The 21,279-nt window shown below is 39.6% G+C and carries 13 protein-coding genes and 1 pseudogene; 6 read left to right on the plus strand and 8 right to left on the minus strand.

What is annotated here, in order from left to right; translation table 11 throughout:
* Positions 1 to 106: 106 nt before the first annotated feature.
* Positions 107 to 337: pseudogene (locus tag HYU69_07410) on the plus strand (transposase).
* A gap of 508 nt (positions 338 to 845) precedes the next feature.
* On the opposite strand, the gene HYU69_07415 reads toward HYU69_07410, so the two are convergent.
* Positions 846 to 2,414: a hypothetical protein gene (locus HYU69_07415; protein ID MBI2270170.1), complete on the minus strand. Its 1,569-nt coding sequence runs from the start codon at positions 2,412 to 2,414 to the stop codon at positions 846 to 848.
* A 219-nt stretch (positions 2,415 to 2,633) separates the two neighbouring features.
* On the opposite strand from HYU69_07415, the gene HYU69_07420 reads away from it, so the two are divergent.
* A complete protein-coding gene (locus HYU69_07420) occupies positions 2,634 to 5,855 on the plus strand; it encodes an SBBP repeat-containing protein (GenBank protein ID MBI2270171.1) in 3,222 nt (1,073 codons plus the stop codon).
* 40 nt (positions 5,856 to 5,895) lie between these two features.
* Here HYU69_07420 and HYU69_07425 read toward each other — a convergent pair whose 3' ends face one another.
* Together HYU69_07425 and HYU69_07430 are read right to left on the minus strand one after the other, a co-directional pair.
* A complete protein-coding gene (locus HYU69_07425; protein MBI2270172.1) occupies positions 5,896 to 8,052 on the minus strand; it encodes a response regulator in 2,157 nt (718 codons plus the stop codon).
* Positions 8,018 to 8,320 carry a hypothetical protein gene (locus HYU69_07430; GenBank protein MBI2270173.1) on the minus strand — a complete coding sequence of 101 codons (303 nt, stop codon included), beginning with the start codon at positions 8,318 to 8,320 and terminating at the stop codon, positions 8,018 to 8,020. The genes HYU69_07425 and HYU69_07430 overlap by 35 nt, the downstream gene beginning before the upstream one ends.
* A 230-nt stretch (positions 8,321 to 8,550) precedes the next feature.
* Between HYU69_07430 and HYU69_07435 the strand changes: the two genes are divergently transcribed.
* A complete protein-coding gene (locus HYU69_07435) occupies positions 8,551 to 9,582 on the plus strand; it encodes a sigma-54-dependent Fis family transcriptional regulator (GenBank protein MBI2270174.1) in 1,032 nt (343 codons plus the stop codon).
* Positions 9,583 to 9,749: 167 nt separating this feature from the next.
* On the opposite strand, the gene HYU69_07440 is transcribed toward HYU69_07435, so the two are convergent.
* Positions 9,750 to 11,573: a LamG domain-containing protein gene (locus HYU69_07440; GenBank protein MBI2270175.1), complete on the minus strand. Its 1,824-nt coding sequence runs from the start codon at positions 11,571 to 11,573 to the stop codon at positions 9,750 to 9,752.
* A gap of 317 nt (positions 11,574 to 11,890) precedes the next feature.
* Here HYU69_07440 and HYU69_07445 point away from each other — a divergent pair, with 317 nt between their 5' ends.
* The gene (locus HYU69_07445; protein ID MBI2270176.1) at positions 11,891 to 12,394 is read left to right on the plus strand and encodes a hypothetical protein; all 504 of its coding nucleotides are present in this window, start codon (positions 11,891 to 11,893) and stop codon (positions 12,392 to 12,394) included.
* Positions 12,395 to 12,410: 16 nt separating this feature from the next.
* Positions 12,411 to 12,782 (plus strand): GerW family sporulation protein, encoded by a 372-nt coding sequence (locus tag HYU69_07450; GenBank protein ID MBI2270177.1) that lies wholly within the window; start codon positions 12,411 to 12,413, stop codon positions 12,780 to 12,782.
* Between the two features lie 181 nt (positions 12,783 to 12,963).
* On the opposite strand, the gene HYU69_07455 is transcribed toward HYU69_07450, so the two are convergent.
* On the minus strand, positions 12,964 to 15,525 hold the full coding sequence (locus HYU69_07455; GenBank protein MBI2270178.1) for a cation-translocating P-type ATPase: 2,562 nt from the start codon (positions 15,523 to 15,525) through the stop codon (positions 12,964 to 12,966).
* 163 nt (positions 15,526 to 15,688) lie between these two features.
* Here HYU69_07455 and HYU69_07460 point away from each other — a divergent pair, with 163 nt between their 5' ends.
* Positions 15,689 to 16,444, plus strand: coding sequence for an SDR family oxidoreductase (locus HYU69_07460; GenBank protein MBI2270179.1), 756 nt, complete (start codon positions 15,689 to 15,691; stop codon positions 16,442 to 16,444).
* An 85-nt stretch (positions 16,445 to 16,529) separates the two neighbouring features.
* Here the strand turns inward: HYU69_07460 and HYU69_07465 are convergent, their stop codons facing one another.
* The 3 genes from HYU69_07465 to HYU69_07475 all read right to left on the minus strand — a co-directional run bounded on the left by HYU69_07465 (position 16,530) and on the right by HYU69_07475 (position 20,896).
* Positions 16,530 to 17,909 (minus strand): T9SS type A sorting domain-containing protein, encoded by a 1,380-nt coding sequence (locus HYU69_07465; protein MBI2270180.1) that lies wholly within the window; start codon positions 17,907 to 17,909, stop codon positions 16,530 to 16,532.
* A 66-nt stretch (positions 17,910 to 17,975) separates the two neighbouring features.
* Positions 17,976 to 20,360: a phosphoenolpyruvate synthase gene (gene ppsA / locus HYU69_07470; protein ID MBI2270181.1), complete on the minus strand. Its 2,385-nt coding sequence runs from the start codon at positions 20,358 to 20,360 to the stop codon at positions 17,976 to 17,978.
* A gap of 35 nt (positions 20,361 to 20,395) precedes the next feature.
* Positions 20,396 to 20,896 (minus strand): hypothetical protein, encoded by a 501-nt coding sequence (locus HYU69_07475; GenBank protein ID MBI2270182.1) that lies wholly within the window; start codon positions 20,894 to 20,896, stop codon positions 20,396 to 20,398.
* Positions 20,897 to 21,279: the final 383 nt, after the last annotated feature.

Below are 21,279 nucleotides of genomic sequence, written 5' to 3' on the forward strand. Positions count from 1 at the left end.
ACGAATGCATTTTTACATGAGTTCTCCAATCACTTTAAGCACAATCGAATCATACTGACACTGGACGGGGCAGGATGGCACAAAAGCAAAGACTTAAAACTTCCAAAACAACATAAGATTATTATTCTTGCCGCCCTACTCTCCACAATTAAACCCAGTTGAAAATATTTGGGACTACATGAGAGAACAAAAACAATTCAATAACCATACCTTCAAAAGTATTGATCACGTAGAAGAGCATCTTCAACAAAAATTATGGCAATTGACCAAGGAAAGAAAGGTGTTAAAATCCCTTTGTGGATTTAATTGGATTAAGTCAGACTTGTTAGCGGTTTAGTATCAGACCAATCTTCCACTGGACTAACCAGCGTATCATCGGACACCTGACCGTTTGTTTCCTGGCCTATCTGTGCCAGGCTTATCTCACAAAAAAGCTTCGGCAGAAAAAAATTAAACTGAAATCAAAAGCCATAGATGAAAATCTCATCCGGGAACGTGCACTTACCGTTCCAACAGCCATACAGGAGTTAGCAAGTGTAATGGTTGTTCCGGTTGAAACTTCTTCAAAGCGCATCTGGATCAGAACAGATATTGGACAAAACGGAGTGGAACTCTTTAAAACCTTAGGAATGCAAATCCCACCAAAAATTCTTAAGACAGAACCCAAAATGTAGTGGCACAAACCTAACCCCATGCCAGCAAACCCCTATCATTGCTGAATTGTTAAAAATCAAGTGTCAAACTCGGGAGATAAGAATGAGTGTAGTGTGGATATTAATTTGTCAGTACCGTAATAATACGGAGAATATGGATAAGGGAAGTTGATAATAATAATTGGCTCAAGTCTATCCCAAGGGAGGGAGATTGTTTTTCTGTTTCGCTCTTTTTCTTAGTAAATCGGCAAAGGGTTTGTTTTCTACTTTCGATTCGAGCCAAACAACAAAGTTGAAATAGGCGGGGATAGCATCTTTCTTCGGGTTTTTTTTCAAGTTGATAATTTCCTGTTTTAAATTTTTGTACAACTGTTGCCTATCGTTATCAGAAATTTTGTCAGTCAATTGATCCCTGATACATAAAAGAATCTTATCTTCAATAAGAAAATCCTTATCGCTTTGTTTAAGAAACTTTTGCAGGGATCGTATACGGTAGGGTATTAAATCAAATTCCTTCAATTCATAAAGCATCAGAACTTCCATAAGTTTCGCGTATAACTGGAGATGGCTCCACAAACCTTTTACAGGCTTGTTGATTATTCCTTGTATCCATTTTAATGACTGACGATAGTTCTGTAAAGCGAAATAGATATAACTCATTTCCAAAAGAAAAGGGAACAAATGAACCGGGTTGAGATGCTTTTGTACCTGGGAAAACCACATTTCAGACTCTTTAAGCAGGCTGTTAATATCAATTCTTTTCTCTGCGAGCGTAGATAAACGCGTAAAGCGAATGAATTTGCTGTAATATCTTGCTTCAAGAAATATTTTTTTGCCAGCGGAAACAGCATTACTCCCGACGACCTGATCCTTAAATTCCCTGAAGAGTAAAATCGCTTTTTTTTCATCTTGTATGCTACTGCATACTTCGAGCATATTCCCCACGACATATTCGTACAAATGATGGTGCTGTCTTAACCTATTTTTATCTTTTCCCAGATAGTTCTTCAGTCTTGCAAGGCGATGAAAAGCGCCGACATCATCACCCTTTACATAAAACCCCGATGCCTGCAAAAACAACAACGCGACCTTCGCCTTGTCCGACAAGGCTTTTCTTTCGTGTGTAAGCAGGGGAGCTTTAAAAATTGCATTATAAATGCTGAGCTCCTTTTTACTTTTTACGCTGCCGGTTTTATGGTAAGTGAGCAGGAACTTCATCTTTAGATTATTATATCCCTGAAAATTCCTGATGTTACAGATAATGTTTTCAACATAGGTGTTTATTGTATTTAAGTGTTCTTCAAACCAATTAATATTTACCAGTTCAAACATAACATTTTGTTCCAATTCGGCTATTTCAATCAGATAGGTGAATAATTCATGACTTTGCGCAATTTTTCTAGCCTTCAGCAACATTTTTAAGCTTGGCCTATATTCCTTTTTGTTGAATAATACTTCGGCAAAATCTAATAGCTCTCTGACCTCCCCGGCGGCACTTTTACCTGAATGATAGCGTCGAAGGGCAATAAGTATCAGGTTATACAGTCGGTTTTTTTCATACGGAAACCGGCTGATAAAAGAATGTGCTGATAGGACTTTTTTGATCTCCTGTTCGCTGTAATATACTTGTTGTTCAATACAATTAAATAACAATTCATAATGATCGCCAAGTTTATTTTGCAGGGAAAGAAAAAGCTTAAAATACCTTTTTTCGCTTTTATTGAGTGATTTAATGAGACTAAAAAGTTGGTCAGATTTCATATTAGAATTCAAATAATTATGAATATTATTATTTGAAAATTTATAAAAATGAGGATAATTAAATCTAAAATAAATAAATAGAACTCAAATATAATAAAAATTTTTGTTCGAGAATTTTAAAAACTTTGAGTAAGTTGCAATGGATAAAAATAGGTGTAGTATAAATGTTAGTCTCAACACACCATAATTTCATAATCAAACAATTTTAAAATGATAAAAATGTTCTACAAACATTACAGCAATAAACCCCAAATAATATTTGTAATTATTCTTGTTGGACTGCTTACAGGCATTATCAGTGCTCAACATACTAATGCTAAAGGGGTGTTGCAGAATATCCGTAATTCTGCCGTCCAGAAACCCATCGCCTCAGGCAGCAAGTCATCCCTGTCTGAACACGGTCTGCAAAGGCGGGGTATGGCATTTGTTGAAAACAGGGGACAATTCAGGGATGAGAACTCTGATAATGCACCATACCTGCTATATAAATCTAGTCAGTCCGGAATTGACGTATATATTACCGAATGGGGATTAAGTTATTTATTGATTAAACAGCCCGAAAAAAAGGATGAAGAAGTTGAACGGGATTCTCCTGAGAAATTCAGGGAAGATGAGGACGCGTTGGCAAAGTACAGCCGGGTGGATATGTTACTGGAAGGAGCAACTATTGATAATGAAAATATTATTAAATCAGATAAACTTGAAGGGCATTACAATTTCTTTTACAATTATTGCCCCGAAGGGATATATTATGTAAGAGCTTATCGGAAAATTACCGTGAAAAACGTTTATCCTCACATTGACTGGGTTATATATTCATATGACGATAAATTAAAATATGACTTTATTGTAAACCCGGGAGGAGACCCATCAGGAATAAAATTGAAATATAAATATTGCGATGTAGCTGTTGATCGGAACGGAAGTCTTGTGCTAAGCACACCTCTTGGGCATATCCGGGAGGAAGCGCCGCAGTGTTATCAGAAGGATGGATCAGAAATTCCGTCATCATTCTTAAAAGTTGATGATCATGGAATCGCTTTTCGATGCGGAAGTTACGATCACACAATTCCGTTGGTTATTGACCCTAAATTAAAGTGGAGTACATTTTTCGGCGGTACGGGACTGGATGGCCCCTGTGATGCGGCAACCGATCAATCAGGAAACCTGTTTATCTCAGGTTATGTTACCAGTTCAGGAGCAAGCTTCCCCGTTAAAAATGCCGGGACTTATTTTGATGGCACAATGGGCGGCCAGACTGATTATTTTATTTCTAAATTTTCCAATTCGGGAGTTATGCTATGGAGTACTTTTTATGGTGGAAACGGGGAAGAAAAGGATGCTGCCGTTTATCTTACGGTAGATGTATTTGGAAATGTTTTTGTGGTAGGGAATACCCTTGCCGCAGATTTTCCGGTTCAAAATGCCGGAACCTACTTTGATAATACACTTGGAGGAACGGAGGATTTAGGTATAATAAAATTTAATAATAATGGAGTAAGGTTATGGGCTACTTATTATGGGGGCGATATGATCAGAAGTAATTTTGATTTTGTACCGACTGAAATAGCTACGTCTATCTGTTCGGACAATTCAGGAAACGTCTTTATTGTTGGCAGCACCAAATCCCCTACTTTCCCTTTACAGGATGCCGGAACCTTTTTTGACAATTCTGTAAGTAGCACGGATATTTTCCTCCTCAAATTCGACAATAGTGGCAACAGGTTATGGGCTACTCTTTACGGAGGAAGTGGTTCTGATAATCCGCAGAAAGTTTTAAATGATGCCGCAGGAAATGTGATTGTTACGGGAGGAACTCAATCAACCGATTTTCCACTACAGAATTCCGGGGGCTATTTCGATAATACCATTAGCGGTTCAGATGGGATATTACTTAAATTTGATAATAACGGTAACAGGCTATGGGCCACCTTGATCGGGGGAAACAATTCAGATTTCACAGTATCAATTGCAATTGACTCGTGTGTTGCCCAAGGCTTTTATGTTGAAGGGCAGACTTATTCAACCGATTTCCAAACATTGGATCCGGGCAATGGCGCTTATTTTGATAATACACTAGCCGGAACCTATGACATGTTTATCGCTCATTTTAATAATACAGATAATATGACCTGGAGTACTTATTTTGGCGGGGCCGGACCAGGTGATAGTCAACATGGAAACAGCCTTTTATCCACATGTAACGGATCTTTATATTATACATATAGCGCCTTTACCGGTGACTTGCCGATTACAGGTGCTATATGCGGAAATTATGTTAATAGCACGTGGAATAATAGCTTCGACCTGTATATTGCAGAATTTAATGGAGCTCATATTTTAAAATGGTCTACCTATTTTGGTGCTACGCCGGTAGATTTTCCCAGGGCAATTACAACCGATCAAAACTGTAATGTCTTTATAACGGGAGAATTTTTTTCGGGTGGTGGAGAGCCAACGTTAAACCCCGGAGGCGGCGCGTACTATGATAATTCTCAAAACGGGGGCCATGATGGCTTTATAATTAAACTTGAATCTCCTGTTACATTTATACCATCACAGGTTAATGCCGCTTGTTCATGTAACGGGGAGGTCTCCATTAACATTGATTGCGATCAGGGTAAACCATATTCCTATCTTTGGAATACAGGTAATACTACCAATCATATATCTGATCTTTGCCCGGGAAATTATTCGGTTACTATTTCGGAAATATGCAGAAAAATAGACTCATTATATTTTACAATTCTGAATGACCCCTGTACAAATATTACCGCCAGCGTAAATTCAGCGACAATGTGTAATGGTACAACTCCTTGTCCTACCATAACAGCGACTGGAAGTAACGGAACATTACCCTATACTTACCTTTGGAACACAAGCGCTACAACTGCAAACATTAGCCCCTGCCCTCCAAACACAACCACCTACACAGTAACAATTACTGACGCCGGAGGATTAACCGCTACCTCAACATCTGTTGTAAGCGTTAACCCTGCAGTTACAGCAAATGCTACATCAACCAACATAAGTTGCAATGGTGGAACGGGATCAGCCACAGCGACAGGTGATGGTGGCACTTCACCTTATACATACAGTTGGAACAATGGACAGACGACACAAACCTCAACAGGTTTAGCACAAGGCACCTACACAGTAAAAGTTACAGACAGCAAAGGCTGTACATCAACCTCAACAACTACACTCATTTCTCCTCCTTCTTTGGCAGGACAATTCAGAAAAGGTTCTTCCAACTGCATTGGCTGTGATTGCAAAGAATGGATAATGGTTACTGCCGCAGGAGGCACAAGCCCTTACTCCTACTCCTGGCCCGATGGTTATAATAAAAGATACAAAAATCATTTATGTACCGGAGCTTACACTATAAATATTAAAGATAAGAACGGCTGCAGTGTAAATGTAAATTTAACAGCGCCATGATCAGCTAATATTAAGTTAAGTGTAATTTAAAGGGATGACATCAGGAAAGTTTAATCATCTTTTTTCTCAGATCTCTTATCGCGTTTGAACATTGAATGGAAAGCGCCATTATCGTAGGAGCCATCATTACTTTATTCCCTTCGCGGCCGGCATCCGTTTCAATCGCTTCCGCAAGAGCAGCTGTTTTTTCCATTCCCATCGTGGTAAGGCTGGATCTTATTTTATGCGCGGCTCTTCGCAATTCCTCCCAATTTTTGCTTTTATATGAAGTTTCAATATCTAAAACAGTTAACGGAACACTATTAATAAACAGGCCGATCACTTCAGTGATAAATTCCTTCTTTCCATTTAAAACCCGGCTTAAATAACCAAGATCAATGGCTGATTTTATTTCATTCCCGGGTTGAGTGTCTTTTTTAATTCGCATAGAATTTTCGTCCCGGCTTGCGCTATTCAGCAATGAGTTAATTTTCTCTATGAGAAGACCAGGGTCAAAAGGTTTAGCTATGTAGCCATTCATCCCCGCACCCATAAGTTTCTTTATTTCCTGATCCGTTACTCCGGCAGTGAGGGCTATGACCGGAATATCACTCAAAGGATATTCCAGCCTGCTTCTTATATAGGTAGTCGCTTCAACACCATTCATTTCGGGCATATTTATATCCATAAGGATCACATCAAATTTACCCCGACTGATCTTTTCAATTGCCTCACGCCCGTTACTCACTGTTTCAACAACATGACCGGCCGCTTGCAGCACATCAATGCCCAATTGCTGATTCAGTATATTATCATCAGCCAGCAGAATATTCAGATCAGTTAACGCTTTTACCTGCCCGGATACATTACCCTGTTTTACAGGTTTATCAATTTTTACCTCCGCCCTATATGGAATTGCAACAATAAAAGTACTTCCCTTTTCCAATTGGCTTTTCACTGCAATTGTGCCACCCTGCTTCTCGGCTAATTGTTTAACAATAGCGAGCCCAAGTCCGCTTCCGCCGTATTTCCTGTTAATGTCAGTACCTCCCTGTGAGTAAATATTAAATAGCATAGGAATTTTGTCTTTTGCAATTCCAATGCCGGTATCTTTAACTGAAAAAATGAAAAATGTTTTACCTGCTTCATTTTCCCGGCTAATCAACTGTATGGTTATGCGTCCCTTTTCGGTGAATTTCACTGCGTTTCCAACAAGATTGATCAATATCTGGTTTAGCCTGACAGGATCTCCCGAAACAAGTGCAGGCACATTTGCATCAATCCTTTTAATAATCCGTATTCCCTTTTCCTTTGCCTGGAATTTAAGCAGATCAATTACAGAAGAAATAACAGCACGCGGGTCGAATGGAATTTCCTCAAAGACCATTTTATCAGCCTCAAGTCTTCCTATATCAAGAATATCATTAACAACCGCCAGCAGATTTTGACCTGCAGAGTGAATGGCATTAATGTACTTCATTTCCGTTCTCGGAAGATCTTTTTTAAACAGCAATTTCGTGAACCCGGTAATGGCGTTCAAAGGTGTTCTCAACTCATGACTCATGCTTGCAAAAAAAACCTCTTTTGATTTACGCAATTCGACTTCATCTTTTTTTGCCTTCTTGAGTTCCTTTTCCAGCCGGATGCGCTCTGTAATATCCTGCGAAAGCCCGACAACGTAGGACGGTTTTCCCGGGTTATCTATACGTACATTCCGATATGCCCAATAACGATCTTTTCCTGTTGCTGAAATAACGTGCATTACGCCTTCAGTTACTTTTTGGGTCGCGATCTGTTTAAGGTAATCGCCGAACATTGTCTTCAAATAGGGAGCGAGCAGTTCAGAAAGATTCACGCCGATGAGACTATCCTCAGTGCGCTCCATTGATCTTGCGGAGGCAGGATTCAACGATAGAATGTTGCCTTCCATGTCATGCGTACAAAATAAACCCTCGGTATGATTGAATATTTCGCGATAATAACGTTCACTTACCTCCATCTGCATTCTTTGCTGCCTGAGTTCAAAATGCAGCACAACCTGCCCTGCGAGCGTTTCCAATCCTCTTTTCTGTGATAGTGTCAGCTTCCTGGGCACTGTATCAACTATACACAATGAACCCAGAGTTTGTCCTTCTGAATTGATCAGCGACATTCCGGTATAAAAACGAATATGCGGATAACCCTTAACCAAAGGGAAAACGCTTATCAGCTTGTGCATCTCTCACCTCAAAGATTCCCTTAGCCTTCTCGGTATATTGGCAAAAGGAAGCGCATTGTGCGGTGCCCTTAATGTTCAATCCGTAATTAGATATCAGACGCTGCCCGCTTTTATCGGAAAGTGTGATGACTGATATTGGAGCGTCGCATATAAAGGCTGCCAGCTTTGTAAGTGGACCCAGCTTTTCTTTCTGCTCGGCCTCTCCAAGGTAATAATTTCCAAGTTGAAACGGGGTGGCACTTTTGGCGGTTAGGATAGCAGTTTTCATATCTGAGCGGCTTATGTTAAATGATCGTTTGAAGTTCCAAACTATTCATTATTAAATTTAACTTGTATACGCAAGTGTATGGCGAATGTTGGTTTTAATATGCGCAAAAGAACGCCATTTCTTACATCGGTCATATATTATATAAAATACATAGCCGGCTTACAGGAAAAGCATAAATTTGAGATCATGATCACCTGGCAAAAAAAAGAAAATTGAAAATGTTCATTTAAATGGAAAACAAATTCCCCGTGCAGATCTTTATTCTTGAAGATGATCCTGTATATGCTAAAACCATTCAGCTCGGATTAGAGGATAATGACAATTATAACATCACTCATTTTGTAAATGGCGAAGATTTTCTTAAAGCGCTTCATGCAAAGCCCGATATTGTTACAATTGATTTTAATCTTCCTGATCATAATGGCCTGGAAATTCTTAAAAAAGTTACACGTATTGATAAGAATATTATTCCTTTAATTATAAGCGGCCAATCTGAAGTAGAAATAGTGGTTCAGTGTTATAAGAACGGGGCTAAGGATTACATTATAAAAAAAGCGGACAGCCTTATACAGGTACTTAATTCAATTAAAAATTTAAGTGCGAATGTACGCTTAAGGAAAGAGGTTGAATCGCTGCAAAAAAAAATAGGTGACAGGCAAAAGTATTATAAGATCATAGGTGAAAGCAAGGCGATACTGAACGTACTTCGACTGATCCAGAAAGTTGAAAAAACAAACATGATGGTACTTGTTACCGGAGAAAGCGGTACAGGGAAAGAATTAATAGGCAAGGCGATTCATTACAATTCTCCCAGGAAAGGAGCTGCATATATTGCAGTGAACATGGCTGCAATACCTGAAGACCTGATAGAAAGTGAACTTTTTGGACATGAGAAAGGCGCATTTACCGGCGCGGAAGCCCGCAGAATCGGCAAATTTGAAGAAGCGAATAAAGGAAGCTTATTCCTTGACGAAATAGGTGACATGAGTCTGCACCTGCAAACCCGCTTATTACGTGTGCTGCAGGAGAAAAAAATCACCCGGGTTGGAAGTAACAAAGAAATTGAACTCGATGTGCGTGTTATTGCGGCGACAAACAAAAACTTAAATTCTCTTGTTAAAGAAGGTAAGTTCAGAGAAGACCTGTACTACCGGCTCCAGGGCTTTTTGATCACCCTGCCTCTTCTAAAAGAAAGGGAAAATGATGTGATCATTCTGGCCAAATATTTTTTGAAAGAATTCTGTTCACAGAACGGTATCTGAACCAAATCATTTGACAAGGAAGTTTTTGAAACTCTGCTCAGACACCAATGGCCCGGAAATATCAGAGAATTGAAAGCAGTTGTTGAACGTGCGGCAATTATTTCAGAAACCGATATCATCAGGAACGAGGATATTATTTTTTCTGAAACATGATCCTGTTCAGATTATTACTCCTTCCTGATGAGTTTAGTAAATACTTTGCATCCACTGGCATCCCAAAAATTTACGATGTAATTTCCATTCATTAATCCTGAATAGCCTGAGTAAGTATATGTATTATTCCCTTCACTGCAATTGAACACATCTTCTTTAACTACCTTTCCATCCGGACTTGTTATTTTCATATTTAATACTATTTCCTTTTTACAATTGAGATCAATACTGAATTCTTTATTGAATGGATTGGGGTATGCTTTGGCCAATTCAAATGATTCATCAATTTGTTTAGAGAAGTTGATCGCAGTTAAGCTAAATGATTCTGTTTTACCATCGAAATCAGTTTGTTTTATCCTGTAATAGGAGGTTCCCGGCGACGGACTTTCATCAATCACTGAGTAACTTTTTTTACCCGAGGTGGTACCGGGACTTTTCACCATAGCAACAGTTTCGAAATCCGCACGGTCAACCGTACGCTCAACGGTAAAAAAATCATTGTTTATTTCTGAGGCAGTGGTCCATTTTATATATACCTTATTTCCTTCACATACAGCATTAAACTCAATAAGCTCAATTGGAAGCGGGTTTATAATATTTTTGCTGGCAATAATATATTCATTTCTCCCTGTCTGGCCATTTTTAAATAAAGAATTGTTTGCAACATTGAGTGTGGCCAACAGATCGAGCCATACGGATATGGTATTGTCAGTGCGACTAAGCAACCCGAGAAATAACCCGTCATGCACACCCGGATGCCCCTTATAACTATAGGTAACACTGTAGGTTTCACCGGTAGAATTGACAATAAAAATACCATAATAATGTATTTGACTCAGCTTGACATACCCGGTTGGCAGACTTAATGTATTCGGAATAGTGTCTATTCTGTATATATGTAGCCCGGCCGGAGCTGAACTGAAATTATTAACGGTAAGCGAATCTCCAAAGACAGGATCTTTCATTGAAGCAGAAGAACTGCCATATGCGTAATAACTTGCATCACCGACGGGCGCACCTGAAAATGTGATACTTGTATTTACACTGGTTCCGTTTCTGTAATTTGAAGTAAGGTCGGTTACAACTGATCCGGAGGTTTCATTCATCCTCCAGTATCCGGCAAGCCCCGTTTCATTTCCCACAAGTTTTCTGCACATTATGCTCCGAACCTGTTCCTGGGTAAGTGCGGAGTTCCAAATTGAAACTTCATCAATATCTCCATTAAATCTCCGGTAACTGTTACCTGAATTTGCCGACTTGCCAAAAACAAGTTTAAAATTCCCCTGTAAATTATTTATATCTCCTGTAAAGACTGTACGCGCTTCAAGAATACCATTGACATATAAATTAATAAAGCCTCCGTCATAAACTCCGGCAACATGATACCATTTTCCTTCTGAGGGATTAGTGGTACTCTGAACAAATGACCTTTCCGAGAATTTGTTTTGGATGGCAAATTCGAATTGAGAGTTGCTATTGTTATGCTGAAGCCAGAATTGGCCGGCATCTCCACTGCCACTGCTATTGTTCAAAGTAATTACATTCGCCCAGGAACCTGCAACGGATTTGCTTCCCCATTTAACCCATGTTGCCACTGACATTGTATTTCCTGATGACAAATTCAAATCGTTGTCCGTAAAAATCACACCTGTAGTAAGCCCATTAAACGTCAGGCAATTTCCGGAATTAAAGGAGGCCGATTGAGCTGATGGAAGCTCAGGCTGCGACATGATTAAAAACAAAATAAGAGCAGACACGGTCATGCCAAATGTGGCCAGCAAAATTTTAACAGAAGTTTTTATCTTTTGCTTTGTTGCGGGTTTAAGTTTAGTTTTCATGGCCCCAAAATTTAATGGTTAAATCAATTAAGGCGCATTGTCATTTTGTGCATCACTGATGCCTTACGCAATATTACTTCATCTATTTCCTAATAATCATACAACTCATCATTGCACATAACAGATGTAAGATTTATGGCCATTATTGCCGGGTTGCATGGGCACTGAATAATGTCATTCTGTTTTCACAGCAATTCCAAGGACCATTTCCAATTCCGGACAATAAACAGGTACCTGATCAAAATCAGTTCACTCATTGATCAAAATCATCCTCTTCTCATTCAATACTTTTAATATTTGTGCAATTGGTTTTCAATATGCTGATCAACCTTCTTGTTATTACAACTTTAATTTTCTTTTGCCTGATGATATACCTGTTATTTGCACCACTCTTATTGGAAATAGACTCCCGTTACAACCTCTATCGGTTTCGCATTGTGCCGGTATTTTCAGTGTGCTGGATCACAGATAATCTGTCCGGTCATGCGGAAATATGTCTTTTCGGAATACGAAAAAAATTGTCTTTTAATGGATTTGAAAAGAAAACAATGGAAAAAGAAACAAAAACACAAAAATCAACTGCATTCAGACCCAGTTTTCATCGTTTCTTTTCTATAATTAAATCATTCAAAGTGGAAAATTTTTATGCAAATATAGATACGGGCAATATGGCCCTGAATGGAGAATTATTTCCCATGATGTATCCACTTAGCGCAATAACCGGCAAAACATTCCAGATCAATTTTCTTGGAAAAACAGAAATCGCATTGACTCTTAAAAACAATGCTTTCAGAATCCTGAAGGCTTATTTTAAACAATAAATAAAAACAAATCAACATGAAAACAAATTTTGAAGAATTGATCAAAGGAATGACTGAGTTCTTAAAGAGCGAAGCAAAAACAGAAACAATTATCGGCAAAGAATTTAAACTTGGTGAATTCAGCTGTGTACCTGTAATAGCACTGGGAATGGGAGTCGGAGGCGGCGAAGGTATGGGAAACGATCCTAAGCACGGACAAGGTGAAGGCGGCGGTGGGGGTGCCGGGATGGGAATGACCCCGATCGGTTTTTTAATTTCACGCGCGGAGCAGATCCAATTTATTTCAACTAAAAGTCCGAGTGGAATAAACGCCGCCTTCGAGAAACTCCCCGATTTGCTTTTAAAATACTTTGAAAGCCGTAAAAAGGAATCGGCTGTGACAAACTGAATTCAATAATCTAACAAGCTCCCGGTGTATGGCATCGGGAGTTTATCTGTGAACAAATGTCTAAAACACTCTGAATTTTTTCCACATTATTGCTGCCGCTCAACCCGGCTCATTATAGTTTTGCCAAAAAGGTCTATGGAGGGTAACTAATACAACAGGTGCATTCGGCTTAGTACATATATTATGCTTTGTCAGATCTTCTCCGATTGAACACCTTGATCAACTCCAGCCACATTATACTCAATGTCCCCGCTAAAAAGCAAATCAGCAGGTCGTCGGAGTGAAGAATATCAAAGTGAAAGAGCTTGCGTAAAGAAGGGATAAATAAAACAGAGAGCAAAAAACCCGCTGCCCCCCCGACTACCCATTTTACTGATGTATTTTTTTCCCTGAAAGTTTCAATGATGGTTCTTGTATGTGATCGATTAACGAGTATCAGTCCGATGTTTGCGATGATCAAGGTAGTAAATGTCAGCGCGCGAATTTCATCTTCGGGCCTCTGCAGATACATGGCAAAAAGGTAAACCGCCAGTGAAAAAATCAATACAGATATTCCCTGCAACGAACTCAATACGATTCTCCGGACCCCGAAAACCGGCTGATCGGTCTTCCTGGGTTGACGATCCATAATATCCTTTTCTTCTTCTTCACCTTCAAAAATCAGTGAGCATGCAGGATCAATGATAAGTTCAAGAAAAGCGATATGTAAAGGAAAAAGAATTATAGGAAGATGGAAAAACAAAACAGGAATTAATGTCAACCCCGCTATAGGCACATGGACTGAAAAAATATAGCTCATGGCCTTTTGCATATTATCATAAATCCTCCGTCCCATCCGTATAGCTGAAATAACAGAGGAAAAATTATCATCGAGTAAAACGAGAGAAGACGCTTCACGGGCCACATCACTTCCCCGCTGTCCCATTGATATACCGACATGCGCAGCTTTCAGAGCCGGAGCATCATTAACTCCATCTCCTGTCATGGCGACAATCTCACCATTGTCTTTCAAAGCATTAACTATCATCAGTTTTTGCTCTGGTACAACCCGGGCAAAAATATTAGTGGTCCTGATCTTTTCGCGAAGCACCAATTCATTCATTTCACCCAAGTCATCTCCGGTAATAACCTCACCGGCATTTTTCAAACCCATCCTTCGTGCGATATTCTGAGCTGTAACGGGATAATCACCTGTGATCATGATAACCCGTATACCCGCTTTGTAACACAACTCAAGATCCTGTTTTACGCTTTCTCTTAAAGGGTCCTCGAGTCCCACTAATCCGATAAACTCAAAATTGAAATCGTGCTGTTGCGCAGGTAAGTTACCTGAGCCGGAAAACAACCCTCTCGCAACTCCCAATACCCTTAATCCTTCGGAAGCAAGAGCCGAAATATTCATTTTCAACTCTTCCGATTGTGATGCGGTAAAATGGCACAGATCTGCAATGGCCTCCGGTGATCCTTTTGCGGCGATCACAAATTCATTTTCACCGGGGGCTTTAAATATATGAGACATGGCTAGCAGCTCAGCAGACAAAGGATATTCTTTTTCCAGTTTCCAATCATTATGAAGATGCCCGGTTCCGGCCAGCTTCCTTTCACCTAAATTGAGAAAAGCACGTTCCATCGGATCAAAAGGACTGCGTTGACTGGCCAGGATCGCATATTCAACCAATTGATGAAATTCTTCAGGTAATTCAAATCCGGCTTCCTCATTCACATTCAGAAATTTCCTGCCGGCAAAGAGCTTCCGGACACTCATTTTATTCTGTGTGAGTGTTCCTGTTTTGTCAGCACATAATACGGTAACGGCGCCAAGTGTTTCTATGGAAGCTGCTTTACGTGTAAGTACATTTTTCTTCGACATTCTCCATGCTCCCATAGCCATGAATATGGTAAGTACCACAGCAAACTCCTCAGGAAGCATGGCCATGGCCAATGAAAGGCCGGCAAGAATTCCATGCAGCCAGTCATTCCTTGTTATCCCAAAAACAATGATCAGCAAAATGCATACCCCAAAACCAATAATGGAAAAAGTTTTAACTATTTGTCCGGTTTCCTTTTGCAGCAAGGTGGGCTCTTCTTTAACTTCCTCTATGGATTTACCTATTTTCCCGAATTGAGTATTCATGCCGGTGGCGATCACTGTTGCTATTCCATGACCCTGTATGACTAAAGTTCCTGAATAAACAAATGCAGAATTGTCACCCGAAGGAAAAGCAAATGAACTTTTTCCGTCCCATTCTGATTTTCTTACCGCAACAGACTCCCCTGTTAAAAGCGATTCATCTATTTTTAAATTGAGCGCATCTATAATTATGGCATCAGCACAAACACGGTCCCCTTCCTGCACTATCACCAGATCTCCAACCACAACTTCGCGTCCTGCAATTCTCTTCTCCTTTCCATTCCTTATAACCAGAGCCCTGGGACTGGATAATTCACGTAAGGCTTCCAATGCCCGCTCTGTTTTTTTCTCCTGGTAAAAAGTAATGATGATAATAATTACAACCGATGCCATCAGCATCAAACCTTCTCCAACATCACCCAATAAAATGTAAAGTGTGCCGCACGAAATAAGAAGAATGAACATGGGCTCCTTTAACACACCCAGAATTATGGAAAAAGAGGACTTCGTTCTGGTGGAAGGAAGTTCGTTATACCCATTCTGCTGCAAAGCCAATTTTGCCTGTCCCTCATCAAGTCCGTCTAACTGTTTATTTTTTCCAATCGACATAATTTCAGCTATGTTAGTCTATAATATCATATTTCTCAAATACACTCCCGCTAGTTGACCTTTTCCTGAAATTTCAGAATGATATCAATCACTTTATTGAGTGACTGTCATCATCCTCATAAATATGGCAATAAATACCTTTGCTCACTAACAAATAAATGAAAACATGGAAAAAATATTTGAAAACAAAGTAGCCATCGTTACCGGTGGCAGCTTCGGGATCGGAAGGGCTGCTTCAATTGCGTTTGCCGATAAAGGCGCAAAAGTTGTAATTGCTGATTGTATTGAAGATAATGAGACACTCAACCTGATAAAGGCAAAAGGCGGAACCGCACTATTTGTTAAATGTGACGTTTCAAATGCGGCGGATGTTAAAGCAATGATAGAAAAGACTATTTCTACCTATGGCCGCCTTGACTATGCCTTTAATAATGCGGGAATTGAAGGAGCATCTGCTCCTACCCATGAGTGTACTGAAGAAACCTGGGAACGCACCATTGGTGTTAATCTAAAAGGAGTGTGGATATGTATGAAATATGAAATTCAGCAAATGCTTAAGCAGGAAAGGGGTGCCATTGTAAATTGTGCATCTATAGCAGGATTGGTTGGTTTTCCCGGCTTGCCTGCTTATGTAGCTAGTAAACATGGTGTGATAGGGCTTACTAAAACTGCGGCGCTTGAATATGCCAAACTGGGGATTCGTATTAATGCGGTATGCCCTGGTGTAATTAAAACACCAATGATCGATCGTTTTACCGGTAAGAATAAAGAAATAGAAAAACAGTTTGCGAACATGGAACCTATTGGCAGGTTAGGACAGCCGGAGGAAGTGGCAAACGCTGTGATCTGGCTTTGCTCGGATGGTGCGTCGTTTATAACAGGAGATGCAATAGCCGTGGATGGGGGCTGGGTTGCACAATAATCTTTAATCTCTGTATTTCCTCAAAAAACCGGAAAGGGCTGCTATCATAACGATGCAACCCTCTCATTTTTATATCAGTGTTATTTTATTGCTTAATAAATTTATTTCCTAAAGATTCTTCACTTGTTCTGATTATATAAAAATACATTCCTGAAGGAAGATCTGCGATATTTACCTGTAATGAGTTTGTGTTGATGGTGATATCCCCCATATTAACTTCTCTCCCGATCGCATCATACATAACCAATGTAATTGAGTTGTAAATGCTTTTTTCAAACCTCACAGATAAAATATCTTTAGCAGGATTTGGATAAGAATAACTTTCCAGACTCCGTTTTTCATTTTCAAAAATACCCAGTGGTGAAGATTTCAGCCACAAATTATCTACAAACAAAACACTTCCGCTGTTAACTGATTGTGTAGGCCAATGCGACGATTGAAAATCTATACGTATGGTATCCGGAGCAACACCAGCCTGGAAAGGAACTTCAAAATAAATATAGTTTGTCGCAGCGATCAGCCATTTAGCTCCGCCTCCAACGTTTGTACCTTTATTTGTAAGTGAAATATAGACATTTGCAGTATCACTACCCATAGATGTGTATTTATAATAACCACAAAGTGTGTCCTTCATCATTGTATAAGGACGACCTCCGGCAGGTCCGCTTTTTTGTGTCATTTGGCCTGTTGTTATCCCTGATGAATTTGCTCCATGATCGCTTGTTGTTTCCAATCGAATGGCATAGCTGCCTGCATATTTGTCTGTTGTTTTAGTTACTCCATCACCCCACACTTCCCAGCCTCCGGGAATATCATAGTTTTTTGTCGTCCAGTTTTCAAATTCATTGTTCGAAACCTGCTGAGTAATGCCTGTTCCGGTAAAAACTAATTTATCCAGCTCCAGAAAACTACCGTTTTGAACACCCACATTTGACATCAGGTTACTCGCTGCAGCCGCAATAATAACCGAATCAGGGGTAACAGCAAGTGTAAGCGGAAAAGAGAATGATGCAAATGTACTTTGACTTCCTGTTCCTCTTATTTTAAACAGATCATTACTTACAATACTTCCATTTTTCTTGAATATTACAAAAAACAAAGCTGTATCCTTTACGGGAAGATTGTAACGATAGTAGCCTGTGATATTTGCAGGTTTCTGAGAGTAAGGTGCCCCGCCTTTTCCTGAAAGGGGATCCCCCTGGGAGTTCGAAATGTATGCGTGGGAGGTATCACTGCCAACCACTTTTGTTTCCATCCGTACCGCGAATCCACTGGTGCCAAATCCAGCTACCTTTGTAACACAAACAACACCCATCTTTCGGATGGATTCCATATTCCCGGAATACCATCCATCAGGTTCGTTATATGGTGTCGAATTCCAGGTTTCAAACGTGCCATTTGGTATGGCTTGTCCATAAAGTATTGTTTGTACAAGCAGTGTAGAAATCAGTATAATTTTTTTCATGTTATCTGGTTTTAGGTTTTAATGATATACCCAATTTAAACAAAAATGATTATGGTGCAAAAAGTTTTATGCAGGAATCAACCGATCATCTTCAGTATTCCTTATTAATTTATTCTCTGCCTTATTCATATTCTCAATTCCGCCAATAAGGGCATCAGCGGCAAATGATATGCTGTTAATACCCTGCGCCACAAGAAACTCAGCGAACTCCGGATGATCACTTGGTGCCTGCCCGCATAAACCTATTTTTCTGCCACAAGCCCTCGCCTTTTGTATTACCATTGTTATCATCCTTTTCGAAGCCTCATTCTGTTCATCAAAGAGATCACTTATTATGGATGAATCCCTGTCAATCCCAAATGTAAGTTGGGTAAGGTCGTTAGAACCAATTGAAAATCCATCGAATATTTTCGCAAACTCCTCCGCAAGTATAATATTGCTTGGTATTTCTGCCATCACATAAATTTCCAATCCGTTCTCACCCCTCTTTAGTCCATAATTCTCCATGATTTCCACAACATTCTTTCCCTCATTCACCGTACGGCAAAAAGGGATCATCAACTTAACATTAGTTAAGCCCATTTCATTGCGCACTATTTTCATTGCTTCACATTCCAGGCGAAAACCTTCTTTATACCTTTCGTTGTAATACCTTGAAGCACCCCGAAAACCTATCATTGGGTTCTCCTCCTTTGGCTCAAAGTCCTGTCCGCCTATAAGGTTAGCATACTCATTTGTTTTGAAATCACTCATTCTCACAATCACATCTTTCGGATAAAACGCACATGCAATGGTTGCCACAGCCTGTGCCAGCTTATCTGTAAAATACTTTTCCTTATCCGGATAATGATGTGTGATAGCTTCTATTTCATTTTTAACCTTTTCATCCTTAAGCTCCTTAAATTTCACAAGCGTGCTGATAATAAATTCCAGTCTCATTAAGCCTACCCCTTTGTTGGGATAAAATGAAAGCTGGAACGCCTTATCCGGATCACCCAGGATCAACATGGGATCTGTTTTTGGCATGGGAATATTCCTGAAATCAATTTCATTCTCAGTCCATTTTTGCAAGCCATCATATATATAACCGGCTTTCCCTTCTGCGCAGGAAACAGTAATGGTTTGGCCATCTTTAATTTTTGAAATGGCATCTCCGGCACCCACCACAGCAACAACACCCAATTCTCTTGCAACAATTGAAGCATGGCTTGTTCGTCCGCCTTTGCTGGTAATAATAGCAGCGGCCTTTTTCAATATCGGATCCCAATCCGGACTCGTAATTTCAGTCACCAGAATTTCTCCGGGCAACAACTTATCCGATTCAGCAGGAGATTGCAGTATTCTTGCTTTCCCTGAAGCAATTTTATTGCCAACAGCCAAACCGGTTGCCAAAACCGTACCTTTCCCGGCCAGCTTATACTCCTTTAAAATAAAAGGATCTTTTCTGCTCTGAACGGTTTCCGGCCTTGCCTGCACAATAAAAAGTTCTCCACTGATACCATCCTTTGCCCATTCAATATCCATAGGCTTTCCATAATGTTCTTCGATGATAAGTGCCCATTTCGCCAATGTTGTTATTTCATCATCACTCAATACAAATTGCTCCCGTTTTTCTAATGGCGTTTCAACATTTACAATAGTTTGCCCATTCTCGGCACTATAGATCATTGTTTTAGCCTTCGCACCCAATTTTTTTGAAACAATAGCATTCTTTCCGGATCTCAATGTCGGCTTGAATACCCAGAATTCATCGGGTGTAACAGCTCCCTGAACAATGTTCTCTCCCAAGCCCCAAACTCCTGTTATAAGAATAATATTCCTGAAACCTGTTTCCGGCTCCAAAGTAAAACCAACACCGGAACACGATTTATCTGAACGAACCATTTTCTGAACCCCTACTGATAGTGCCACATTCATGTGGCCGAAACCGTTGTCTTCCCTGTATTTAATAGCCCTGTCGGTAAACAGTGAGGCAAAACACTTTTGAACCGTTTTAATTAATGATTCATTTCCTTTTATGTTTAAAAAAGATTCATGCTGACCGGCAAAACTCGCTGTAGGGAGATCTTCAGCAGTGGCGCTGCTTCTTACAGCAACTTCTCCAGACTGGTCATTTTTACAGAGCGTTTCATATTCAAGAATAATTGATGTAGACAGATCATCAGGCATTCGTCCATCAAGAATCAGTTGCCTGGCTTTTGCCCCTGTTTCTTTCAGGTTAGAGAAGCTCTTTTTATCAAGCTCATTCATCAGCTCCGCAAGTTTCTCCTTAATATTATTCTTCTCCAAAAAATTCCAATACGCATAACTCGTCGTTGCGAAACCATCAGGAACTCTGATTCCTTTGGAACTTAACCGGCTGAACATTTCGCCCAAAGAAGAATTTTTCCCCCCAACAATTGCGAGATCAGATAACGTGATATTCCTGAATTTTTTAATTTGTTCAGACACCTTGCCGAAATGCTTTTTATTATCTGTACTTAATTTCATGCTACCTGTTTATAATCATGTACATCATAACCAATATGCCTTTTACCCATTATCCTTTTCGCCGTTTCTATTTCCTCATTAGTGCCATTTATCATCAAAAGGAATTTACCATCTTTCACATATTCATCATATTGAACAGCATACTCATTTTTTATACCCATTTGCAGCAAAAGAGTGCCTAAACCTCCTGTAACCAAACCAAGGTCAAAACCACAGATGGCTCCGATAACCGCACCTGCACCAAAAAGAAATCCCAATCCCGGAATAGCAAACAAACCGATACCACTTAACAAACCTATTGTTGTACCTAATATACTTCCTGCAATAACCGGAGTCTCTATAAGCGGTTCATTCGACCGGACATGAATTTTATCGTCAATGATCTCGGCCTTTCCCATAAGCGATACTTTTTTAAGGGGAAACCTATTTTCGTTAAGTAAAACCAGGGAAGAAACCGCGTCCTGATGTGACTTAAATACTGCTATACTTGTTTTCATTTTTTTATTTTTTTATTACAAGAATAGACAAGAATTAAAGGCGGATAAATGATAAATATCAGATAGAGTATTGATTATTATCAGAAACTGCTTAAATACTATCTCTCAGGCATATTATTGCCAATTTTTGGTAATTATTGTCTTTATAAAGTTACTATTACAAGTATTTATGATAATTGTCACAGGAAAGACATATAACAATCAATTACTTTGCTTTCATCTGTATATAATTTAGTTAAGCAGTGATATTCAATTTTTTAAGAACAGGTTAAGAGCGTAAATTTTCATCTTCGTACTCCCACACACAATTGCTTGTATGTTTGGTAACAACGGTTGGTGCTTAACCTGTAAACGCCAATTTCATGTGCGAGATTCCGACTTTA

This window comes from Bacteroidota bacterium (genome assembly GCA_016183775.1).
Taxonomy (GTDB): Bacteria; Bacteroidota; Bacteroidia; order JABDFU01; family JABDFU01; genus JABDFU01.